The sequence below is a fragment of the Algoriphagus aestuariicola genome (genome assembly GCF_017254835.1).
Taxonomy (GTDB): Bacteria; Bacteroidota; Bacteroidia; order Cytophagales; family Cyclobacteriaceae; genus Algoriphagus; species Algoriphagus aestuariicola.
In genome coordinates, this window is sequence record NZ_JAFKCW010000004.1 from 370,703 (window position 1) to 393,419 (window position 22,717).

The following is a 22,717-nucleotide window of genomic DNA, read 5'->3' on the forward strand; positions in this document are numbered from 1 at the left end:
CAGAATAGTCCCTGAATACTCCGATTCGGAAAGACAGCAGCTATACAAAGGCACTATGCCCGGTGATTGCTCTTCCCACGATCAGGGAATTGATCTCTTTGGTGCCCTCGTAAGAATAAACCGCCTCGGCATCTGCTACAAAACGTGCGATGTCGTGTTGTAGCAGAATCCCGTTTCCTCCAAAAAGCTCCCTAGCATGATCGACGATCGACCGCATCCGTAGGGTACAAAAGACCTTGGCCAAAGAGGCATGCTCATCCAGCAGTTCGTCACTGTCCTGCATCTGTGAAAGCCGAAAGACCATGGTCTGCATGGCTGTCAAATCACCGAGCATAGTGACCAAGAGATCCTGTACGAGCTGGAAAGACGCAATCGGCCGTCCAAACTGCTTGCGCTCGTTGGTATAGGCAAGCGCCAGTTCATAAGCCCCGCGCCCGCAGCCTACCGCCTGCCAAGCCACTCCTGCCCTAGTCATTCGGAGAACCTTTGCCGTGTCTTTGAAGGAATTGGCGTTTTGCAGTCGGTCATTTTCCGGAACTTCACAATTCGTCAGGGTGATCAGCGCATTTTGAACGGTTCGAAGCGCCATCTTGTCCTTGAGTTTTTCGGCAAGGAAGCCAGGATTGTCTTTGCGGACAATGAAGCCCTTGACTTGGTTGTCATCCAGATCCCTGGCCCAGATGACCGTCATGTCAGAGAAGGTGGCGTTTCCAATCCATTTCTTTTGGCCATTTAGCAGCCAAGAGTCGCCATTCCGCTTGCAAGTCGTTGTCAAGCCTCCTGCGACGCCCGAGCCGACTTCGGGTTCGGTGAGGCCAAAAGCGCCTATCTTTTCCAAGCGCTGCATGGACGGAAGCCACTCCCGCTTTTGATCTTCCGATCCGCAGAGGTAGACGGAACCCATCGCCAAGCCGCTTTGTACCCCAAAGAATGTGGAGATAGAGGTGTCCACTCTTGCCATCTCCATGGCTATAAACCCCTCTAGCAGAGCCGAATGTCCCGGACAGCCATAGCCCTGATAGGTCAGGCCTGCGATGTCCAGCTCGGCCATCTTTGGAATAATATGCATGGGGAACTCTGCCCTGTTCCAATAGTCATTGGCTATGGGCTTGATCTCCGTTTCCATGAATTCTCGCACCCGAAGCTGAATCTCCCGTTCGTGGTGGGGCAGCATCTTTCCGAGTTCGTAGAAGTCCCCATTGACCGGCGGAATCTCCTTGGGTTTGCCGCCGCCTTTCAGCATGCCCATCATCTTGCTGAGATCTTCTTCACTCATCTTGGATACAAGACCGACCATCTTGGGGAGATCGACTTTTTGGGAAAGTTTTGCTACTTGGTCCAGATCGACACTACCGAGAAGTTGACGAATACCGGAGATTTTTTTGAGAAGATCTTTCATGTGTTTATTTTTTGTTTTTTTCGGTCACATGGAATCTCGCATTGCTGAAAATTACTCCTTCGTTAGGCATGGGAAAAATGCTCGATTTCATGAAAAATAGTTTTGGGTTGTTGTTATAGACAATTTTAACTGATGTCAGACGACTATGGTTTTCTAGCTCCCTTTTATCAGCCTCTTTCCAGATTGGTTTTTGGAAAAGATCTGATTGCGGCCAATTCCTGTTTTTCTTCCTTTGCCCAAGATAGACATTCGCTGATCATCGGAGGAGGCGACGGGAGTGCTTATAAGGATTGGGATGGGCGATATACCGGGGAATATTGGGATACCTCCGCCAAGATGGCTGAGTTGGCGGGCAGAAATTTAAAAAAAAGTAGGATTCGCGTGCACTGTGGACATTGGCTGGGAGACGGAACCTTTGATGTCGTCTTTTTGCCCTTCGTTTTGGATACTCTCTTGGATTCCGAAATTGACGAGCTGGTTCGTCAAGTCCATGCAGCGCTGAAGCCGGGAGGTCGGGTCATACTTTCGGATTTTTTCACGCCTGCTACTTTCTTTCAACGTGCGCTCCAGCGCTTGATGCTGATCAGCTTTCGGCTCTTTACCAATCATCGCAGAAAAGACCTTCCCGAATACGCTAATTACTTTGACTCCGATGCATGGGAAAAAGAAAGTTCAAAAGTCTGGAGAAAAGGCTGGATTCGCGCGCAGCTTTATCTCAAGAAGCAGGGTTCAACGGGTTGATTTGCGAAACTGCTCAGGAGTGCTACCGCTTTTTTTTCGAAAAAGCCGGCTAAAATAGGAAGGGTCTTCAAATCCAAGCTGCGAGGCAATTTCCGAAATATTTTTGTCAGAATAAGTCAGCAGACGCTGGGCTTCTAAAATGATGCGATCGATCACAAGCTGTGAGACGGTCTTCCCGAGAAAAGTCTTGCTCTGGCGGTTGAGCTGCTTGAGACTCAGGTTCAATAGATCCGAATAAAAAGAGGCTTGATGTTGGCTCCGAAAGTGGGTTTCTATCGCTGATTCCAGTGCTTTTTGCCTGTTTTGGCTAGGCCGATTTTCAGTTTTTAGTCCATAGGCGGATTCGTAGATTCGGCTGAGTGTGATCAAGAGGATCTCCAGATAGCTTCGGAGCATTTCCTTTTTAGAAGATGCCGGATTCAGGATTTCTGCTTCCATCGCCTCAAACAGTCGCTCCACATCCACCTGCTGTTTGGCTGGCAGGAGCAGACGTGAAGGCATCTCTGAGGCGCTGAAAAAAGGGTAGTGAAGGAGGTTTTTTGAGGGAAATCCAAAGCTGTAAAACTCCGTGCTGAAAAATAGGATATGCCCCTCACAATCCTCCGAAAGCTGCCAAGAATGTACTTGGCCAGGAGCTAGAAAGAAGAACGCTCCAGCCTCCACAGAGTAGCTCTGTACGTCAATGGCGTGTGTTCCCGAACCGGCAGTAAACAGCAAAAGGATGTAAAAGTCGTGCTTGTGGGGCTTCTGGATAAAGTGATGGGTATGCAGATGCCTCCCCAGTCTGGAATGGTAAAATGCAGAGGCATCCGGTCGATTCGTTTCAAAATCGGGTATTTGGTAGATCGGCAAGGACTCCTTCTTCATTCCCGAAAGTGGCCATTTCAGACAAAACTCGCAACTAGCGAGGCTCTGGGACGGCTGCTTCTTTTGCCTTTTTGCCCGCATCCGCTTGGAAGGGCACAAAGATGGCAATCCAGATAGACCTACTCAGACGAAAAATAAGCGGAAGCGAAAGCATCACCGTAAGTCCAAGCAGGAACAATAGGGTAGACAGGGAATAGTCTGGCGTGATGACAGAAAGGGCGACCCATGCCGTGATAAAAAGTGCGGTATTTAGGCCATAGCTGACAAACATCGCCCCAAAATAGAATCCGGGCTCAGGTTCAAAGCTTTGGCCGCATACTCCACAGGTTTTGTTCATCAGATAGAATTTCAAAGGGTGCATGAAATTTCCCTTTGGAAACATGCGGCCCCGTCGGCATTTGGGACATTTGCATGCCAAAATACTCGCGAGGATTGAGGGAGTACTTTCCATTGTTTTGCTGTTTCTGCAAAAATAGATCAGAACGCAGGAACAAATTAGGATTATACTGACCTTCAATGGGACAAAAATCCCCTCTTCGATTTAATGTGCTTTTTCTATCGTTCGCTTGATGAGTTTGTCAAAATAGCTGCCGTTTCCCGGTCCGTACCAGTTCATCTCCCGCACTTCGTGAAAGTGTTCGTCGTAGAGTTCATCGGGGGTAATGTAGCCGATGTAGCCGCCGTTGAATGTGGTGACGATGAGCTGGAGATCATTTTGCCTAGCTAGTTCTTCCCAGTCTTTGTAAAAAACACCCGAAAGTTCTCCACTGGAGGCAATCATCAGCAGATTGCCGATCTGGGTAATATCCAAGTGGGGATTGGTCTCTCCCAAGAGATAGTTGAAAAGCCAAGGCCGAAGCCTGAGGTCACCAGATATCCTCAGATGGGGAGCGCGCAGGCCTAGGTCAAGGCGGGAGTAAGCGATGCGGGGATTTTCGAGAGTATCCGTTAGCGTAGCCTGCTGCACGGTAGAGTCCAGTTGCAGTGCATAGTCCTCGACTTTTTCAGGCGTATTTCCAGGAGCAAGGGGTCTATGACTTCCGACCGTGCCTGCGGCGAAAAGAGCAAAGTCGTAACTACCGGCTTCCAAGGATTCATTCAGATACTTGGGATAGTCGCCAGAAAGCCCCATGAATTTGGAATTGAGGGAGGTTGCGTGGGCGGAATAGGTGTAAAAGCTTGCCTTTTTCCCGTCTTTTTTGGTAAAGATCAGCTGCCGGATAAAAGGGTCAATCGGTCCGCCCTTGACGAAGCGGTTGGCCACAAACTTCCCGGCATCTACTTTTCTGTAGCTGATTGCGACTGTATCCAGCGTAGAATTTGCCTCTTTAAGCGACGAGATGCTTTTCTCCACGAGCATATCGACTATGTTTTGGTCATAGCCTCCGAAGGCCATCTCTCCCAAAGGCCCTGGCATATAGCCCCCAATTCCAGAGTGGGTGTGTGTGGCGGTGAAAATCAACTGGTCCGGGGCAATTCCTGCGTCTTTGATTCCTGTTTCCACGGCTTTTGCCAGCTCGGGATGGACAATCAGCAGCTCAAAGTTGAGCCAGGCGATTTCCGTCTTTCCATTGCTCAGTACGAGCGCTTTTACATAGCTGCTGTCCTGTACAAACTCATAGGGTCCTCTCGGCGCGTAGCCCACGAGGTCGACTGGAGCGCTGGGCGTCACATTGGCTTTGCTCCAGCCTGCGAGCCAAGCTTCGCCGTCGGAACCGTGCCAGGGTGTATTTTCGAGACGTTCGAACGTCTCGCTGTAAAAGTCATGGCTCTCGATGGGGCTTCTATCCACCCTCGTAAGGAGGATCAATGCAAGAAGTACAAAAAACAGGAAAGCCCCCAAGACGATCTTGAGGGCTTTTATTAGGCTAGTGGACAAAAAATTTCGGCTGTCGACTTTCATGAAACCTGTTTGACTATAATAATTTCGAACTTCCAGCTTTCTTAATACTCAAAGGTTCCGTGTGGGCTCTGAATCGTGACTTTTTTCCCTTCATGTGGCTCTACCCGACCGATGATTTGGGCTTCGACTCCATAGGATTCCGCGATGTCGATGATCTCTTCGGCATAACGCTCGTCGAGATAAACTTCCATTCGGTGCCCCATGTTGAACACCTTGTACATTTCCTTCCAATCCGTGCCGCTCTCCTCTTGGATAATGCGGAATAAAGGAGGGGTGTCGAAGAGGTTGTCTTTGATCACGTGTACATTGTCCACGAAGTGGAGGACCTTAGTCTGCGCACCGCCACTGCAATGAACCAAGCCGTGAACGTGGGGTCTCATGTAGTTGAGCACGTCGACCATAATCGGTGCGTAGGTTCTGGTGGGTGACAAGACAAGTTTGCCCACGTTGACCGGCGCGCCTGGCGCTGCATCAGTCAGATTGTATTTTCCACTGTAGATCAAATCCTCAGGAACTGCCGGATCGAAGCTTTCGGGATATTTCGTTTTGAGTACTTTGTTGAAAACATCGTGTCGGGCAGAGGTCAGGCCATTGCTGCCCATCCCGCCATTGTATTCGCTCTCATACTTCGCTTGACCATAGGATGCCAGCCCGACGATCACATCACCCGCCAGGATCTTGTCATTGGAGATTACTTCATCCCTTCTCATCCTGCAAGTGACGGTGCTGTCCACGATCACAGTGCGGACCAAATCACCCACGTCGGCAGTCTCGCCTCCGGTCAGGACTACATTGACTCCATTTTCACGGAGCATCTGCAGCACTTCTTCCGTTCCCTGGATAATCGCTGAAATGACTTCGCCAGGAACCAGGTTTTTATTTCGCCCTATCGTGGACGAGACCAAAATGTTGTTGATGGCGCCGACACATAGCAGGTCGTCCGTATTCATGATGATGGCGTCCTGAGCAATTCCTTTCCATACACTCAGATCACCTGTCTCTTTCCAGTACAGGTAGGCTAGGGAGGACTTGGTGCCGGCTCCGTCTGCATGCATGATATTGCAAAAAGCCGGGTCGTTGCCCAAGGTGTCTTCTACGATTTTGCAAAAAGCTTGTGGAAAAAGACCCTTGTCGAGCTTGGAAATCGCATTGTGGACGTCTTCTTTCGATGCGGAAACTCCGCGCTGCATATAGCGCTCGTTCATGGCGGGGGTAAGATTTGGTTAGCGCAAAGGTAAGGAATTGAAAAATCGAAAGATCGGAAAATTGCAAAATTGTCCTTTCCGAACGATCGACGCCAAAAGAGGTCACCTGTCACTTTTTCCCCACCAAGATTAGCTCCTCTTGCGGTGCGATAAGGTAATTTGCCCCGGATTCGGTGACGACAGCCATCTCCTCCACGGAGATTGTCTTCTCGGTGCCGTCTGGTAGTTTCCAGCAGTGGAAGCCGTCAAAAGCGAAGACCATACCCGCCTTCAGGAGTTTTTGCGCCGCGGGTCTAGGCGTAGGAAGTCTCGCCCCACCCAAGTTGGGACCGACGTCATGGGCAACGTATCCTACCGGATGCCCGGTGCTCCACGGGACATAAAGAGAGCCGTTGGCATCCATCAAGTCTCTTTGGGCACGATCTACATCCTCACCTTTCACTCCTGGTTCCATGGCTGCAAGAGCGGCCCTGCTTCCAGCTTTTCCATTTTCCCAATAGCGCTGAATGTCTGCAGGCGCGGTAGTTTCGCCATCCTTGAGGACGTAGGCGAATCGTTGGATATCACTCACCCACACGCCGTAAAGCTTCACACCGAAATCGGTCTGGATGACGTCTCCCGGCATGATTATTTTATTCGTCGCATGCGAATGGCCGCGATCTGGACCTGAGTTGACATTGGGGTTTTGATCGGGATGCCAAGCATCAGTGACGCCGTATTCGGCCATTTTGGCTTTTAGAAATTTCGCCACATCTGCGTCCGTGGTTTTCCCCGGTTCGATCATCGCATAAGCTTCTACTTGGAAATCGGCCGCCAGCTGGGCGGCTTTGGTCAGAATTTCCACCTCTTCCGGGAGCTTGATCGATAGCCATTCGTAGACCAGTTCTTCCGAGGATACCAGCTTCGAAGCATCGCTGTCGAGAAGCCTTGCGAGTTCCAAATATTGGCTGTGGGTCATGCCGTCAGCCATTTCATTCGCCTCGGAGCTGTTGATTGCGATGGACTGAAACCCTTTGGACTTCACAAAATCCACGGCTTTGGCCAAAGATGACTCTCCTCTTGGCACCCTTTCCACCTTTTCATGAATGTCCAGTTCATCCAGCGCGGTGGCTTCTCCATCGGGGGAAAACACCAGGGAATGAAATCCGGAGTCGTCATTGTAAAACAGAAAAACCGCAGAGCCGCTGGCATTTTCCCCTCCCACGTGCGTAGCGATCGGGTCATTGTAGTTTTCCCGGCAGATGACCAGCCAGCAAGCTACGTCGGCGTTTCTCAGGGCATCCGGAAGAAGTTGGCTGATTCTTTTTTTGCGGATTTCCGGCCAGGGGTTTTCGCCCCAGCGATTTTTCGAATCGGGGCTTTTGAGGCTCGGGGTTGATTTCTCGGAAGGCTGGCAGGCAAATACTATCGCCAAGAATGCACAGATTAGGTATTTATTTCTCATAAGGTATTTGGAAGATAGCGTAAAATACTCCTGAAGATGGACACCAAAAAGTACTTTTCCAGCAATGTAAGCCATTGGAAATCACAAGTGGAAGGATAAATGCCTTATATTTTGAACAAAATCGAACCTAAAGCGTGTTTAAAAGCAAATCCAAAAAAGCCCTGATTGGCATTCAATGAAAATAGGAATCGTCTGTTATCCCACCTTTGGTGGTAGTGGCGTGGTAGCCACTGAGTTAGGTAAAGGTTTGGCGAAGGTGGGCCATGAGGTGCACTTCATTACCTACAAGCAGCCGATGAGGCTAGATTTTTTCAGCGAAAATCTCTTTTACCACGAGGTGGATATTAAGAGCTATCCCCTATTTGAATTTGCTCCTTACGAGCTGGCTTTGGCCAGCAAAATGGTTAGCGTGGTCAAGTATGAAAATCTGGATTTACTTCATGTACACTATGCAATTCCCCATGCCTCATCCGCATACATGGCCAAGCAAATCTTGAAAACACAGGGTATCCATATCCCTGTGGTCACAACGCTACATGGCACGGACATCACCTTGGTAGGGAAAGATCCGAGCTATGAGCCAGTGGTTACCTTTTCGATCAATCAGTCGGACGGGGTGACTGCGGTATCGGAAGACCTGAGGAAGGAGACCTACCAGCATTTTGACATTAAGCGGGACATTCAGGTCATTCCAAATTTCATAGACTTGGAGCGGTTTAAGAAGCAGCGAAAAGAACATTTCAAGATGGCAATCTGTCCGAACGGGGAGAAGCTGATGGTTCACACTTCCAATTTCCGTAAAGTAAAGCGGGTGGAGGATGTTATCCAGGTGTTTTACGAAGTGAGGAAGAGCATTCCCGCCAAACTTCTGCTGGTTGGCGACGGACCGGAAAGAGACCGAATGGAGCGGCTCTGCCGCACACTAGGTACCTGCGATGACGTCCGCTTTCTGGGAAAATTGGAGGCGGTGGAAGAGGTGCTTTCCGTGGCCGATTTGTTTTTGATGCCTTCGGAAAAGGAAAGTTTTGGGCTGGCGGCGCTCGAAGCAATGGCTTGTGAAGTGCCCGTTTTGTCTTCCAATGCGGGGGGAATACCTGAGCTCAATCTTGACGGTGTGACCGGCTTTGCCTGTCAGGTGGGGGATGTGGAGGATATGACTGAGAAGGCCAAGTTTATCCTTGCCGAAGAGAATTTGCCGGGCTTCAAAGAGCGGGCATTGGCTAGAGCAAAGGAATTTGACATTCACCAGATCATGCCAAGATACGAGGCCTACTATGAAAGAACCATAGCCGAGTCGCTCAGCGCAGTCTAAATTTATGAGCTAAATCATTTCGGGAGACAGTCTTCCAAAGCTCAAAAGCCTTACCTTTGTTGAGGCGAATACCAATAAAAAAGCTTACAGAATAGACTACCTATGAAAAAGATTGGAAGATTGGACAAACCAGACAATTTCGGTTCTGCCAAGATGTTTTCTAATCCAATTTTGGAGAAGATTTCCAGAACCAACATTCTAGTGCCGATCATTATGTTTTTTGCCATTTCAGCAGTGTCATTCTACTATGCGGTAACTACGACTGAGATAGGATTGAAAGTTGGGATCCCTGTGCTTTTTGTCGGACTATTTGTATTCACCTTCGTGGAATACATGATGCATAAGCACTTCTTCCACATGGAACCCGATACACCGATCAAAGACAAGCTGCAGTATACCGTCCATGGAGTGCACCATGATTATCCAAAAGATAAGGATCGACTAGCGATGCCTCCTTTTGTCAGTGCGGCCTATGCGGCGATATTTTACCTCGTTTTCAAGTTGCTGATGGGGGCTTATTCGCTTTACTTCCTACCGGGCTTTTTGATCGGATACGCAGGCTACCTCGGCGTTCACTATGTTGTACATGCCTACAATCCCCCAAAAAATTTCTTCAAGGTGCTATGGGTCAACCATGCCATCCATCACTACAAGGATCCGGACGTGTCCTTTGGGGTAAGTTCTCCTCTTTGGGATATCCTCCTGGGAACGATGCCTAAAAAAGATTAATCAAAAGCCTCCCTTCGGGGAGGTTTTTTGTTTCTTGTGGCAGCCGACCCCAATTTTAATTCTTATTCGGGTACTCTTTATTAATAGCCCATCCTCATAGTTTTATCCGCCTATTTGGCAAAACCAAAACCCAATGAACTCAGTCTCCATCATCGGCCTAGGCTGGATCGGTACGCCGACAGCTCACCTGCTGAGAAACGCCTATGAAGTCATCGGCTCTACCACCAATGCCGAGAAACAGACGAAACTTGCCTTGGAGGGCATCAAGGCCTATCGCTTTTCCCTCAATCCACATCCGGAAGGCATAGGCTTCAACACGCTTTTCCATTCCGAAATCCTGATTGTGAATATTCCGCCGCGAACCCGCACGGGAGATGGGACTTTTCATCTAGAGCAGATCAAGTATCTGAAAAGTCTTTTAGCCCAATCGACGGTCAAGAAGGTGCTTTTCGTCTCCAGCACCGGCGTTTATCCCGATCAAAATATCGCGGGAAAATATGCTGAAGACTTTCCAGTAACCCTCGATACTACCGGTCATGATACCATTTTTAGAGCGGAGCAAATGATGGCCAAAGACCGGAACTACGACTTGACTATCGTCAGATTTGGAGGATTGCTGGGAGATGATCGGATTCCGTTGAGATATTTTACGGGAAAGGAAAATGTGGCAGGCCATACGCGGGTGAACTTTATCCATCGCCAGGATGCCGCCCGGATGCTGGCTTGGATCGTGGAGAAAGGTCTTTGGAATGGCATCTATAATGGGGTCGCGCCTAAGCATCCCCTACGCCGCGATATCTATGAGAAACTGTCGCAAGAGACCGGCATGGCACCTCCTGCCAGCTACCAGAATGAACCGGAAGGCAACGATCGGCTGATTTCCTCCGAGAAAATCCGCGCGACAGGTTTTGAGTTTAAGTTTTCGGATCCTTTGGAGTTTTCCTATCAGCCGCAAGGACAATAAGACATAGAGAAGGTCTGGAAATTCTAGTGGCTTCTTTTAAGAGACGTTTGATTCATTGGCCTTTCAAAATCTGCTATTGAAATTTTTTCAGCTTTCTGACTTTACCCATCGGACTTTTCAACACTGCCAGCCGAGACTGCTTACTGCCAGCTGAAAAATGCCATCTTGTCACGTTTTCCTGAGTGGAACGGGCATTGTTAATCTCCTTTTGTAAAAAATCTGTAACCATTTAAACTGATTCATAACCATGCAGGAAAAAGGTACCATCTCGATCCATACCGAGAATATTTTCCCTATCATCAAGAAGTTTCTCTATTCTGATCACGAGATCTTCCTCCGCGAGCTTGTATCCAACGCCGTCGACGCCACGCAGAAGATCAAGCGTCTGGCGACTTTGGGACAGTATAAGGGCGAACTGGGCGATCTGACCGTGGAGGTTTCTTTTGATGAGAAAAAGAAAACCATCACCATTTCCGACAAGGGCCTTGGCATGACAGCCGAGGAGATCAAAAAGTACATCAACCAGATTGCTTTCTCCGGCGCGACTGAGTTTGTGGAAAAATTCAAAGACGCCAAAGATGCCAACGAGATCATTGGTAAGTTTGGTCTGGGCTTCTATTCTGCCTTTATGGTGGCGAAAAATGTGGAAATCCACACGCTGTCTTACCAAGATGGAGCTGAGCCAGCCATCTGGACCTGCGACGGTAGCACCGAGTTTGAGATCAAAAAAGGCAAGAAAAAGACCAGAGGTACTGATATCATCCTCCATGTCAACGAAGATTCTGAGGAATTCCTCGACAAGTGGAAGCTGCAAGGCATCCTCGACAAATACGCCAAGTTCCTTCCGGTTCCGATCAAGTTTGGCACCAAGTCCGAGTCCGTGGAAGACGGCGTGGACGACAAGGGCGAGAAAAAATGGAAGTCCGTTGAGGTAGACAACATCATAAACACCACCGCTCCGATCTGGACCAAATCTCCAAGCGATTTGACTGATGAGGATTATCTGAAGTTCTACAAAGAACTCTATCCAATGTCAGAGGATCCATTGTTCTGGATTCACCTGAATGTGGACTATCCGTTCAATTTGACCGGTGTGCTCTATTTCCCTAAAGTGAAGAATGAGTTCGAGCTTCAGCGCAACAAAATCAAGCTATTCAGCCGCCAGGTATTCATCACCGACGAGGTGAAGGACATCGTGCCTGAGTTCCTGATGCTGCTGCACGGCGTAATCGACTCTCCAGACATTCCGCTGAACGTATCCCGAAGCTTCTTGCAGGCCGACGGCAACGTGAAGAAGATCAACAACTACATCACCAAAAAGGTGGCGGACAAACTTGCCGAACTGTTCAAAAAGGACCGAAAAGCCTACGAGGAGAAGTGGAGCGATATCGGCCTCTTCGTGAAGTATGGCATGATCTCCGAGGAGAAATTCTACGAAAAAGGAAAGGATTTTACCCTGCTGAAAAACACCAAGGGAGAGTTCTTTACCCTGGATGAATATCGCGAAAAGGTGAAGGCGATCCAAACCGACAAAAACGACACGACGGTTTTCCTTTACTCTACTGACTTGAACAAGCAGGACAGCTTTATCGAGTCTGCGAACAAGAAGGATTACGATGTCTTGGTGCTGGATTCTCCGATCGATAGCCACTTTATCCAGCATATCGAAACCAAACTTGAGAAGACTCAACTCAAGCGTGTAGATGCGGATGTAGCCGAAAAACTGATCCAGAAAGATGATACCTATGCAAATCTCTTGACGGAAGAGCAAAGCAAGTCCGTGAAAGAGCTTTTTGAAAAAGCCATTAACAACAAATCCTACAGCGTGGAGGTAGAAGGCCTAAGCCCAGAGGAACTTCCTGTGACCATCACCATGGAAGAGTGGATGCGCAGAATGAAAGATATGGCGCAGACTGGTGGCGGTCCGATGAGCTTCTATGGCAACCTGCCTGACAGCTACAAGGTCGCAATCAACGGCAACCATCCTGTGGTAGACAAGATCCTCAAAGCCGACGGCGAAGAAGCCCAAACCAAACTGGCCAAGCAGGCCTTTGATTTGGCATTGCTTTCCCAAGGCTTGCTGACGGGTAAGGATCTCACAGCATTTGTAAGAAGAAGCGTGGAGATGCTGTAGTTAGATTGAGTTTTAGTACCTAAACGATTTTATAAGTTTCATTTTACCAAAATAAAAATCCTCGGTGAGAATCGGGGATTTTTATTTATAGGATAGCCGCTAAATGAGATTGTACTTTTTGAATAAATTTTCACTATTGAATGTGAGGCAGTTATAGTTTTATCGACTCGCGATCTAGTTTTGTACTTGCTTTTGAAGTTAAAAGAGGTGTTTTTGTTCAAATTTTTGGCGCGAAAAATTTTACACTATTTACTTGAAGAAAAATTAAAAAATAAATTTACTAATAGCGTGTGTTTTCTGCTTCACTTTCTCATGTCAGGAGATTGATAATGAGGTGGATCCGACTTTGAATTCATTCGAAGATATGAAAGCCATAACAGATGAGCTATTCCATTTTAATGCGGCTAATCTTAGTTCCTATCTTTCGAAAGACGGAAAGAACAAATTATGGTTAGATAAGCAAAAAATGGCTTTGGAATCCTTCAACCATCTGAATGGAAAATTAATAGATGCTTCAAACCTTGATTTCCAACTATTATCAGGATCTTATGGTAAAACTGAAATAGTTCCTCAGAATTTGAGCATAAGGGCGTCCGTTGAAATTGACTATGGGGCCTTTAATGGGTCTCAAGTTACACTTGCGGATCAGTATATCACAGATTTGTTGGCATTAGATGACTTGTCTCTTGTTGGGAAAACCACTAAGGCATTCAATATTACTGTAACAAACTCTACTCTATCCCAAGAAGAAAAAGATGAGCTTAAGCTTTTATCTGCAACAATTCTGAGTTTAAAAGATTTTCTCTTAATCGACGATGGGCAATCAATTATCTATAATGGATTGACTAACGAGTTTGGCCCATCAGATCCGACAATTGGAGGAAGAGTTTTGGGATGCAATATTAATACCAGAGATGTGTTCAGAGCGGCTGTTATGGGCGTAGTAAAAGGCGCAGTTGTCGGTGCTTATGTTGGTGCTACTGGCGGAACTGTCGTGATTCCGGGGATAATGACTGTAACTGGTGCGGTTTCAGGTGCAGTAGTTGGTGGGGCTTATGGATTTGTTTCTAATGCCGTACAAAGTATGGCGGAACAGATGTTTTGGACATGTTGGTCATGAAAATGTTAAAAAACCTTAATAAGAAATTCAAGATTAGGTTGGCCATAGGCTTCTTTTTCTTGATTGCCATAGATTTGGGTTTGTATATAGTTTTTGAAAGGGATACTCCATCCTATGTTAAGGTTATAGGTTCGATGTTGTCATCAGGTTTTATTGTTTTAGGATTGGCTTTTTTTTTCAATAAGTACAAGAAAATTGAATAGTCGATCGCCAATAACGTAAAAATTTGGTATTGAGATAATACGAGGATGTCTACGCAAACAGTTAAGTTGTGACTTGAATTCCGTTGACAAACCAACTAATTTAGTCTGCCTCTAGAATTATTCGCTCAACTGCTCTTGCCTCGAGCAAAGACCTAACCGCCTTTGTAAGAAGAAGCGTTGAGATGCTTTAAGTATCTCTGAATTGGAAAACGTAAAACCCTCCAAAGGCTAGCCCTTGGAGGGTTTTGTTTTTTATAACTTACCTCAAATAGGCGAGCAACTCCCCACCCGGAAGTTCCTTTGACTTGTAGTACATGCTGATCTGGTGTTCTGCGTGCGCTTTTTCGAGCTGGCGAAGTTCCGCTACCGAAACCTTCATGGGCTTGTTTTCGCTTGGGCTGTTGGCGAAAGTCCACTGCTTGAGCTCATGACCTTGAGCGTCTTTGAGCACGATCACCCGCTCGCTGCCCGAGCCAGACTTGATGGTGCAGTGGTTGTACTTGACCCAAAGCAGATCTTCGGGCGCTGCTTTGTCCAGCTGCAGCGTGCGAAGATTCAAGGGCTGGTTGATGTATTGCTTCATGATTAGCTTGTCATTGAGGTAGATTTCGTAGCTGTCTAGTCCGAGCTTGGGAGAAAAGGCCATGGTAATCAGGCCGATGATGAGTGCTGCCAGAAGGCTGGTGATAGTGGTTTTTGCATTTGGAGTTTTCATGGTGCGATTCGTTGAAGTGAGCATGTGTTTTTTTAACTTGTGTGTAGGCCTTCCATTCCCCAAGATCAGAGCCGGTTGACAAAGGAGTTCTGGAGAGCCTTCCAGTAACTTTACGCCGAAGTCTAAAAAAGGTAAAACACTAATAGTCTAAAGTAGACCAACGGCTCCGATACTAGACTTGTGAGTGGCGAGGTTTTGGGCTTCGTTGGTCGATAATATCGGCTCTTTGTCTACTCCCTTGAATCGACTACCGAATTTGTGCGTAATTGAAGTTTAGACCCCCACTGTCAATGTCAGCAAAGCTTGGCTCCAAAGTCCTTTCCCGCACCAATCTCCTTCACCTGCTGTTTTGGTCGGTGATTACCTTGATTTTCATTTATGATCGGCGATATCTGATCATGAAGTTTCGCCTACCAGAGCACTTTATCGCCTGCGTAGTCGTGCGGATGGGCCTTCTGATTTCGCTGGTGTATTTTCACCTGAATGTCTTGGTGCCCCGTTTTTTCCAAATTCGGCGATACCTGAAGTACACGCTGTTTCTCTTGCTTTCGACCTGTATCTACGTCAGCCTGCAAAATGCCTACGATATCTACCTCTATGGTTTCGTGATCGGGGATGTTCGGAGCAGGGATTTTTGGAGCGCCTTTCCCTACAATTTTTTCACCACTCTTTGGTATCTAGCGCTCAGCGCAGGGCTAAAGTTGAGCTTGGATCGCTATGGTGATAAGCGAAAGACAAATCAGGATTTGGAGCTATCCGATACCGTCTCGGATGTTGCGGATAGGCAGGTGTTGCTGAAAAGCGGCACCAAGCAGGTGAGGATCGACCTCGACTCGGTCACCCATGTCAAAGGCCTCAAGGACTACTCCATTGTCTACACCGAGGATGAGCAGGTCATCGTGAAGGGCTCACTGAAAAGTGCTGAGCAACTTCTGGGTATGAAAAAACTGGTGCGGGTACACAAGTCATACCTCGTTGCTTTGGACAGGATCAAAACCATTGAAGGCAACCATATCATTTTAGGCCAGCATTTCATTCCCATAGGGAGATCGTTTAAAAAGGATCTTTTTCAGCAATTGGTACCTTCTTGACTCTTGTTTTTCCGCAAGTGATACCCCACTTCCGTACTAGGCTATTTGCCTTTTTCTCGTATTTTTGATCATGCTATCCAAAAAAACCAAGTACGCCCTGCATGCCCTGACCTATCTCGGCAAGCATCGGGAAAACAAAACTGTGTTGATTCAGGACATTGCCGAAGAGCACGGCATTTCCCACAAGTTTCTGGAAAACATTCTCCTCGAACTGCGAAAGGCGGGATACCTGGGCAGCAAAAAGGGCAAAGGAGGAGGCTACTATCTCATCAAAGAGCCCAAAGAAATTCCTCTCTCACGCATCATTCGATTGCTGGACGGGCCCATCGCCCTGCTTCCCTGCGTGAGCCTCAACTACTACGAACCCTGCGACGAATGTAAAAGCGAAGTCCAATGTGGCATCAACAAAGTGATGGCGCAAGTCCGGGATGAGACACTCAAAATACTGGAAAACAAGTCTTTGCAAGATATTCTGGACGGGGAGTAAAATTTTTTTGTCACAAACTCTATAAAATTTATAGGGATTATATACTTTTGTTTTTCCCATCCGTATAGAGAGCCATGTTTATAGACCAAATCGCAAAGAAGTTCTTTTCTCCCAAGGCGGGGAAAGACAGTAACGCCAAAAGCCTGCTTAAGTCTATCTCCTGGAGAATCGTAGGTACTTTGGACACGATCGTGATTTCCTATTTTATCACCGGGCAGCTCGTCATGGCGGTATCGATAGGATCGGTGGAGGTTTTTTCCAAGATCATCCTCTATTATTTCCATGAACGGGTATGGGAAAATGCAACAAAAAATAAAATCGATGAGCCAAAGCCTGAATACATCCGATCTTGAGTTTAGACTCGACTCCCTGAGCGCTGGGGAGGGATTGGCCTTGATTGCCGAGCTGTTTCCCGGCAAGGTGGTTTTTTCCACCTCCTTGGGGCAGGAGGATCAAGTAATCACCCAGTTGATCACTTCGCAAAACCTTCCGATTCAGATTTTTTCCTTGGATACCGGACGCCTGTTTCCGGAGACGCTGGAGCTGCTCGCCCGCACCGAGAGCAAATACAAAACCCGTATCAAAGTCTACTACCCTGAGACTTCCTCGGTGGAAAAGCTAGTCTCTGAAATTGGAATTAACGGCTTCTACGAGTCAGTAGAAAACCGAAAATCCTGCTGCTACGTCCGCAAAGTCGAGCCGCTCAAGAAAGCCTTGGCCGGCAATCAGGTTTGGGTTACGGGACTTCGAGCTGAGCAGAGTGCAAACCGAGGTGGAATGAAACGTGTGGAATGGGACGAAGCCAACCAAATTCTCAAATATAACCCCTTGTTGGATTGGACTTTTGACCAGATGATTAGCTACATCAACGAACTCAATATTCCTTATAATCCACTTCACGACCAAGGCTTTATCAGCATAGGCTGCGCACCCTGCACCCGGGCAATCTTCCCGGGCGAAGATCCCCGAGCCGGACGCTGGTGGTGGGAGGACTCCAAAAAGGAGTGCGGACTGCATGCCAAATAAGAATTTATATCTAAGACGCAAGACATAAGAATTATCGGACTGAAGTTCTTTTTACCTCGTAAATGGCACTTCGTAACTCGTAACTAAAATGGAGAACCTATTTATACCTAATCCCAAAGAGGCAGAATCGATCCACATCCTGAGGGAAGTGGCGGCGCAGTTTGAGCGCCCTGTCTTGCTTTTTTCTGGAGGGAAAGATTCGATTACCTTGGTCAGACTGGCCCAGAAGGCTTTTTTTCCAGCAAAGATCCCTTTTCCTCTACTCCATGTGGACACAGGACACAACTTCCCGGAAACCATCGAGTTTCGCGACAGCTTGGTGAAGGAGCTTGGTCTCGAGCTTATCGTACGAAATGTGCAGGACTCCATTGACCAAGGCAAAGTGCGGGAGGAACGAGGCCGCTACGCCAGCCGAAATACGTTGCAGACTACCACGCTTTTGGATGCGATTGAAGAGTTTAAGTTTGACGCCTGCATAGGTGGGGCGAGGAGGGACGAGGAAAAAGCCAGAGCAAAAGAGCGGGTTTTTTCGGTTCGTGATGACTTTGGGCAGTGGGATGAGAAAAACCAGCGTCCGGAGCTTTTTGACATGCTCAATGGCAAAATCCATGTTGGCCAAAACGTTCGCTGCTTCCCTATCTCCAACTGGACAGAACTTGACGTATGGGAATACATCCGCACCGAAAATATCGCAATCCCGAGTATCTATTTTGCCCACAAGCGGGAAGTCTTTTTCCGGGATGGTATGATTTGGACGGCCAACGAACACGTGTTCCGCGAGGCACACGAGGAAGTGGTGGAGAAAATGGTTCGCTTCCGTACCGTGGGTGACATGACCTGCACTGCTGCTGTTCTTTCAGAGGCAGTATCCCTGGATGACGTAGTCTCTGAAATCAGACTATCCACCATCTCCGAGCGCGGCGCCCGCATCGACGACAAGCGCTCCGAGGCTGCAATGGAAACGAGGAAGAAAGTCGGATACTTCTGATTTGCGATTTAAAAATACGATTTACAAAAGGCCGTGGACAGTGGTCCGTCGACCGTTGATAAAGAATTGAAAAAATGGACATACAAGGCAGAAAACTCATCAAAATCGCAACAGCAGGCTCCGTGGATGACGGCAAAAGCACCCTGATAGGCCGCTTGCTCTATGATACCAACTCGCTGACCACAGATAAAATCGAGGCCATCGAGCGTAACTCCAGGCAGCGGGGTTACGATTACCTGGACTTTTCCCTAGCCACTGATGGCTTGGTTGCTGAGCGAGAGCAGGGTATCACTATCGATGTGGCGCACATCTACTTCAATACGGACAAGACCAACTTTATCGTAGCTGATACCCCTGGCCACGTGGAGTATACCCGAAACATGGTCACTGGCGCCTCTACTTCCCAAGTGGCGGTCATCCTAATCGACGCCCGAAAAGGAGTGATCGAGCAAACCTACCGCCACTTTTTCATCAGCAACTTGTTGAGAATTTCGCATGTAGTCGTCGCCATCAACAAGATGGACTTGGTGGACTACAGCGAGGATGTTTTTCTGAAAATCAAGAGTGACTTCGATGCGCTCGTGGAGAAAAGCAATTTCAATGAAGAACAGATTACGTTCATTCCTGTTTCGGCTCTCAAAGGGGAAAATGTAACAAGAAAGTCCGAGCACATGCCTTGGTATCTAGGCAACACGCTGCTGGACCACTTGGAAATCCTCGAGCCCGAAGATCTGCAGGAAAGTTCGGTAGCAAGATTTCCGGTGCAGTACGTGATTCGCCCCAAGACGGAGGCCTTCCATGATTTTCGCGGATTTTCCGGTAAACTTTATGGGCACAGCTTAAAGGTAGGCGACGAAGTGACAGTATTGCCGTCTGGGAACAGGTCCAAGATCAAAGGCATTCAGTTTTTTGATCAGCAAATTGACTTGGTAGCTCCGGGATCCTCGGTGACTATTACCCTAGAGGACGAGGTAGATTGCAGCAGAGGCGATATGATCGTCAGAGCCGGTGAAGAACCGAGCAGCGAGAAAGCCATTTCCGCTACGCTATGCCAAGTCAACAGCAAAGCGCTGAAAGTGGGTGGGAAATATATCCTTCAGCACGGTGTCAACCGCGTCTTGGCCAAGGTAGACCAGATCGAATCCAGAATTCATACGGATTTTACGGGAACTGAAGAGGCCGATCAGCTCAGATTGAATGACATCGGGCGGGTACATTTCAGACTTAGCAAGCCTATCCATTTCGATTCCTATCAAAACAGCAAATCCAATGGAGCCTTCATTCTGATTGACGAGGGAAGTTATGACACCGTCAGTGTGGGTTTTATTGAATAGCATCTAGTATCAAGAAGCCAGACTAGGCCTATTCACGCCGAGTCTGGCAATCTACCTTCCTCGGGCTTCGGTCTTCCAGCTGGATCTGGGGATTTTTGACAAAAAGAAAAAATGTGCAAACCCTTCGGGGAAAAACCTATTACAGCCATGCAAAGCTTTCGAACTGAACTTGAAAATCCGATTGTAGAAAAAGATATTCTTGACTTGGAGCGTAAAATAGCCCTCTTTCGGGAAGGGAAGATAGACGAGGAAAAATTCCGCAGCCTTCGATTGGCACGCGGAGTCTATGGACAGCGCCAGCCTGGCGTTCAGATGGTACGCATCAAGCTGCCTTATGGCCGGGCCACCTCAGCTCAGCTGCGACGAATCTGTGCCGTGTCGGAGGAGTATTCCATTGGCCGTCTGCACATCACTACCCGCCAGGACATCCAGATCCACTTCGTGAGTTTGGACAGGACGCCTGAGCTATGGGCAGAGCTGGAAAAGGACGACGTGACCCTACGAGAAGCATGCGGCAATACGGTCAGGAATGTCACCGCGTCCGAAACTGCCGGTATCGATCCCAAGGAGCCTTTTGACGTGACTCCCTATGCGGACGCGACCTTCCGATATTTTCTTCGAAACCCGATCTGCCAAGAGATGGGGAGAAAATTCAAAATGTCTTTCTCCTCTTCAGACGAAGACAATGCGCTGAGCTATCTCCATGACTTGGGCTTTATCCCCAAGATTAAAGAAGTCGATGGACAGCAGGTCAGAGGTTTCAAGGTTTTGCTCGGAGGGGGCTTGGGGTCACAGCCGCGGCATGCCGATGTGATTTCGGACTTCGTGGCGACAGACCAGATCATCCCGTTCACTGAGGCGGTTCTTCGAATTTTTGACCGTCATGGAGAGAGAGCCAGACGAAACAAGGCGAGGATGAAGTTTCTGGTGAAAGACTTGGGTATCGAAGCCTTTTTGGAACTAGTGGAGAAGGAAAGAAAAGCACTGAAGTTCCAAAGCTATCCACTGGATTTTGAAGATTACGAAGCGGGAAAATCCCTTCCAAATCCAGAGAGCCCAGCGCTTGACGGAGAATTGGGGCTAGAGTTTGAGCTTTGGAAGCTGACTAATGTGCTGCCGCAAAAGCAGGCTGGCTACGTCTCCATAGGCGTGAAGGTTTCCTTGGGTGATTTCTACTTGGATCAGGCGAGGCCATTGGCCGATTTGGTAGAGACCTATGCAGCTGGTGAGGTTCGCTTTACTTTGAGACAGAATATCCTGATCCGAGACGTTCGGGAGGACTTGGTACCGTTCTTTTACCAAGAGCTGAAAAAAATCAGACTGGCAGACCGCGGTTACAACACCCTTGGAGATATCACAGCCTGTCCTGGCACCGATACCTGTAACTTGGGCATCGCCAGCTCCACCGGTATTGCCGCTGAGTTGGAAAAGGTGATCCTCGATGAATATCCTCAATATTTGCAAAACAAAGATCTGGTGATCAAGATCTCCGGATGCATGAACGCTTGCGGTCAGCACAATATGGCACACATCGGCTTTCAGGGCATGTCCATGAAAGCAGGTAAGACGGTCATTCCAGCTTTGCAGGTCCTTTTAGGTGGGGGAAATTTGGGAGATGGCAATGGAAGATTTGCCGACAAGGTGACCAAAGTCCCCAGCCGACGAGGCCCTCAAGCTTTGCGTATTTTGCTCGAGGACTTTGAGAAAAACGCCGGAGGGCAGGATTTCCTCAGCTACTACGATCAGCAGGGGCAGATTTACTTCTACGACTTGCTTAAAGAACTCAGCGACGCGTCCACGATTACCGTGGCGGATGCTATAGACTGGGGCAACCAAGAAGCCTACGAGGTGGCAGTCGGCGTGGGAGAATGCGCCGGCGTGGTGATCGATTTGGTGGCGACTCTTCTTTTGGAAGCCTTGGAAAAACTTGAGCTGGGACAGCAGGCATTGGAAGACGGACGTTGGGCCGACAGCATCTACCATCACTACGCAGGCTTGATCAATGCCGCCAAGGCGCTTCTGCTAAGCGACAATACCAGCACCAACAGCTACGCCAATATCATTTCCCTCTTTGACGAAAAGTATGTCCAAACGGGCAAGATTGATTTGGGTGGCACCTTTGCGGACAAAGTCTATCAGATCAACCAGCATGAGCCAAGCGAAGCCTTTGCGAGAGCCTATTCAGTCGAAGCCATGGAGATATACCGTTTGTTGAAGTCCTATCGTGAGGCGGAGGTGGAGGCATGAGCACTATTGTCTTTCCAAAAGTCACCCTAGTAGGAGCTGGGCCTGGAGATCCGGAGTTAATCACCTTAAAGGCGGTCTTGGCACTAAACAAGGCCGATGTGGTGCTCTATGACGCTTTGATCGATCCGGTTTTGCTGAAGCATGCTCCGGATACGGCCCTGAGAATTTTTGTGGGGAAGCGTGTAGGCAAGCACTCCACGGCCCAAGAAGATACCAATCAGCTTTGCGTCAGCCTCGCCAAAAAGTATGGACATGTGGTTCGGCTCAAAGGCGGTGATCCCTTTGTCTTTGGGCGGGGAGCGGAGGAGATCGAGTACATCGAGTCGTTTGGGATTTCCACAGAATTGGTTCCTGGGATTACTTCGGCGGTTGCTGTTCCGGCTTCAGCTGGTATTCCGGTGACCAAAAGAGGCGTTTCCGAGAGTTTCTGGGTTGTGACCGGGACAACGTCTACCGGAGAGTTATCCAGGGATTTGGCATTGGCAGCGCAGTCTACCGCTACCGTGGTGGTCTTGATGGGTACGAGAAAGCTGAGTGAAATCGTGAAAGTCTATCAAGCCTGCGGCAAGTCCGAGCTGCCAATAGCAATCATACAAAGCGGTACGACTCGAGAGGAAAAGGTCGTGGCTGGATACATTTCTGACATCGAACAGCGGGTGAAAGAAGCCAAAGCTGAAGCTCCGGCGATCATCATCGTTGGAGAAGTGGTGAAGGAAAGCCAAAAGCTGGCTGAAGTCTATCGGATTGCAGTGGGCAGCTTGCAGTAGTACAGTCTTTCAATGTTGAGTATGCAGTGGCTGTAAATCAT

General features: G+C 48.3%; 21 protein-coding genes. 14 read left to right on the forward strand and 7 right to left on the reverse strand.

Annotated elements, in window-relative coordinates; genetic code table 11:
* Positions 1 to 40 precede the first annotated feature (40 nt).
* Complete coding sequence (locus J0A67_RS17810; protein WP_206570751.1) at positions 41 to 1,399, reverse strand: acyl-CoA dehydrogenase family protein; 1,359 nt, start codon at positions 1,397 to 1,399, stop codon at positions 41 to 43.
* Positions 1,400 to 1,531: 132 nt separating this feature from the next.
* Between J0A67_RS17810 and J0A67_RS17815 the strand changes: the two genes are divergently transcribed.
* Positions 1,532 to 2,140 carry a class I SAM-dependent methyltransferase gene (locus tag J0A67_RS17815; RefSeq protein ID WP_206570752.1) on the forward strand — a complete coding sequence of 203 codons (609 nt, stop codon included), beginning with the start codon at positions 1,532 to 1,534 and terminating at the stop codon, positions 2,138 to 2,140.
* On the opposite strand, the gene J0A67_RS17820 is transcribed toward J0A67_RS17815, so the two are convergent.
* The 5 genes from J0A67_RS17820 to J0A67_RS17840 form a co-directional block, all read right to left on the reverse strand.
* Positions 2,129 to 3,007 carry a helix-turn-helix domain-containing protein gene (locus tag J0A67_RS17820; RefSeq protein ID WP_206570753.1) on the reverse strand — a complete coding sequence of 293 codons (879 nt, stop codon included), beginning with the start codon at positions 3,005 to 3,007 and terminating at the stop codon, positions 2,129 to 2,131. The genes J0A67_RS17815 and J0A67_RS17820 overlap by 12 nt on opposite strands.
* 34 nt (positions 3,008 to 3,041) lie before the next feature.
* Positions 3,042 to 3,344 (reverse strand): DUF983 domain-containing protein, encoded by a 303-nt coding sequence (locus J0A67_RS17825; protein ID WP_241265244.1) that lies wholly within the window; start codon positions 3,342 to 3,344, stop codon positions 3,042 to 3,044.
* Between the two features lie 204 nt (positions 3,345 to 3,548).
* Entirely contained in the window at positions 3,549 to 4,910 is a 1,362-nt protein-coding gene (locus J0A67_RS17830) for a neutral/alkaline non-lysosomal ceramidase N-terminal domain-containing protein (protein WP_206570755.1), read from the reverse strand.
* A gap of 41 nt (positions 4,911 to 4,951) precedes the next feature.
* Entirely contained in the window at positions 4,952 to 6,115 is a 1,164-nt protein-coding gene (locus tag J0A67_RS17835; protein WP_206570756.1) for an AIR synthase related protein, read from the reverse strand.
* A 109-nt stretch (positions 6,116 to 6,224) separates the two neighbouring features.
* On the reverse strand, positions 6,225 to 7,634 hold the full coding sequence (locus J0A67_RS17840; RefSeq protein WP_241265245.1) for a M24 family metallopeptidase: 1,410 nt from the start codon (positions 7,632 to 7,634) through the stop codon (positions 6,225 to 6,227).
* A gap of 100 nt (positions 7,635 to 7,734) precedes the next feature.
* Between J0A67_RS17840 and bshA the strand changes: the two genes are divergently transcribed.
* The 5 genes from bshA to J0A67_RS17865 all read left to right on the forward strand — a co-directional run bounded on the left by bshA (position 7,735) and on the right by J0A67_RS17865 (position 13,818).
* Positions 7,735 to 8,871 carry an N-acetyl-alpha-D-glucosaminyl L-malate synthase BshA gene (bshA, locus tag J0A67_RS17845; protein ID WP_206570757.1) on the forward strand — a complete coding sequence of 379 codons (1,137 nt, stop codon included), beginning with the start codon at positions 7,735 to 7,737 and terminating at the stop codon, positions 8,869 to 8,871.
* A gap of 102 nt (positions 8,872 to 8,973) precedes the next feature.
* Entirely contained in the window at positions 8,974 to 9,600 is a 627-nt protein-coding gene (locus tag J0A67_RS17850) for a sterol desaturase family protein (RefSeq protein ID WP_206570758.1), read from the forward strand.
* Positions 9,601 to 9,733: 133 nt separating this feature from the next.
* Positions 9,734 to 10,564, forward strand: a complete 831-nt coding sequence (locus J0A67_RS17855; protein ID WP_206570759.1) for a Rossmann-fold NAD(P)-binding domain-containing protein — start codon at positions 9,734 to 9,736, stop codon at positions 10,562 to 10,564.
* 247 nt (positions 10,565 to 10,811) lie between these two features.
* Positions 10,812 to 12,698 (forward strand): molecular chaperone HtpG, encoded by a 1,887-nt coding sequence (gene htpG, locus J0A67_RS17860; RefSeq protein WP_206570760.1) that lies wholly within the window; start codon positions 10,812 to 10,814, stop codon positions 12,696 to 12,698.
* A 364-nt stretch (positions 12,699 to 13,062) separates the two neighbouring features.
* Positions 13,063 to 13,818: a glycine zipper family protein gene (locus J0A67_RS17865; RefSeq protein WP_206570761.1), complete on the forward strand. Its 756-nt coding sequence runs from the start codon at positions 13,063 to 13,065 to the stop codon at positions 13,816 to 13,818.
* A 462-nt stretch (positions 13,819 to 14,280) separates the two neighbouring features.
* Here the strand turns inward: J0A67_RS17865 and J0A67_RS17870 are convergent, their stop codons facing one another.
* A complete protein-coding gene (locus J0A67_RS17870) occupies positions 14,281 to 14,760 on the reverse strand; it encodes a hypothetical protein (protein ID WP_206570762.1) in 480 nt (159 codons plus the stop codon).
* Positions 14,761 to 15,026: 266 nt separating this feature from the next.
* Between J0A67_RS17870 and J0A67_RS17875 the strand changes: the two genes are divergently transcribed.
* The 8 genes from J0A67_RS17875 to cobA all read left to right on the forward strand — a co-directional run bounded on the left by J0A67_RS17875 (position 15,027) and on the right by cobA (position 22,676).
* Entirely contained in the window at positions 15,027 to 15,827 is an 801-nt protein-coding gene (locus J0A67_RS17875; protein WP_206570763.1) for a LytR/AlgR family response regulator transcription factor, read from the forward strand.
* A gap of 70 nt (positions 15,828 to 15,897) precedes the next feature.
* Positions 15,898 to 16,314 carry an RrF2 family transcriptional regulator gene (locus J0A67_RS17880; RefSeq protein ID WP_206570764.1) on the forward strand — a complete coding sequence of 139 codons (417 nt, stop codon included), beginning with the start codon at positions 15,898 to 15,900 and terminating at the stop codon, positions 16,312 to 16,314.
* Positions 16,315 to 16,388: 74 nt separating this feature from the next.
* Complete coding sequence (locus J0A67_RS17885; RefSeq protein WP_206570765.1) at positions 16,389 to 16,667, forward strand: DUF2061 domain-containing protein; 279 nt, start codon at positions 16,389 to 16,391, stop codon at positions 16,665 to 16,667.
* Positions 16,636 to 17,340, forward strand: a complete 705-nt coding sequence (locus J0A67_RS17890) for a phosphoadenylyl-sulfate reductase (RefSeq protein ID WP_241265246.1) — start codon at positions 16,636 to 16,638, stop codon at positions 17,338 to 17,340. Before J0A67_RS17885 ends, J0A67_RS17890 begins: the two co-directional genes overlap by 32 nt.
* Positions 17,341 to 17,428: 88 nt before the next feature.
* Positions 17,429 to 18,328: a sulfate adenylyltransferase subunit CysD gene (gene cysD / locus J0A67_RS17895; protein WP_206570767.1), complete on the forward strand. Its 900-nt coding sequence runs from the start codon at positions 17,429 to 17,431 to the stop codon at positions 18,326 to 18,328.
* A gap of 74 nt (positions 18,329 to 18,402) precedes the next feature.
* Positions 18,403 to 19,662 (forward strand): sulfate adenylyltransferase subunit 1, encoded by a 1,260-nt coding sequence (locus tag J0A67_RS17900; RefSeq protein WP_206570768.1) that lies wholly within the window; start codon positions 18,403 to 18,405, stop codon positions 19,660 to 19,662.
* Positions 19,663 to 19,809: 147 nt separating this feature from the next.
* Positions 19,810 to 21,909 (forward strand): ferredoxin-like domain-containing protein, encoded by a 2,100-nt coding sequence (locus J0A67_RS17905; RefSeq protein WP_206570769.1) that lies wholly within the window; start codon positions 19,810 to 19,812, stop codon positions 21,907 to 21,909.
* Positions 21,906 to 22,676 carry a uroporphyrinogen-III C-methyltransferase gene (cobA, locus tag J0A67_RS17910; RefSeq protein ID WP_206570770.1) on the forward strand — a complete coding sequence of 257 codons (771 nt, stop codon included), beginning with the start codon at positions 21,906 to 21,908 and terminating at the stop codon, positions 22,674 to 22,676. The genes J0A67_RS17905 and cobA overlap by 4 nt, the downstream gene beginning before the upstream one ends.
* Positions 22,677 to 22,717: the final 41 nt, after the last annotated feature.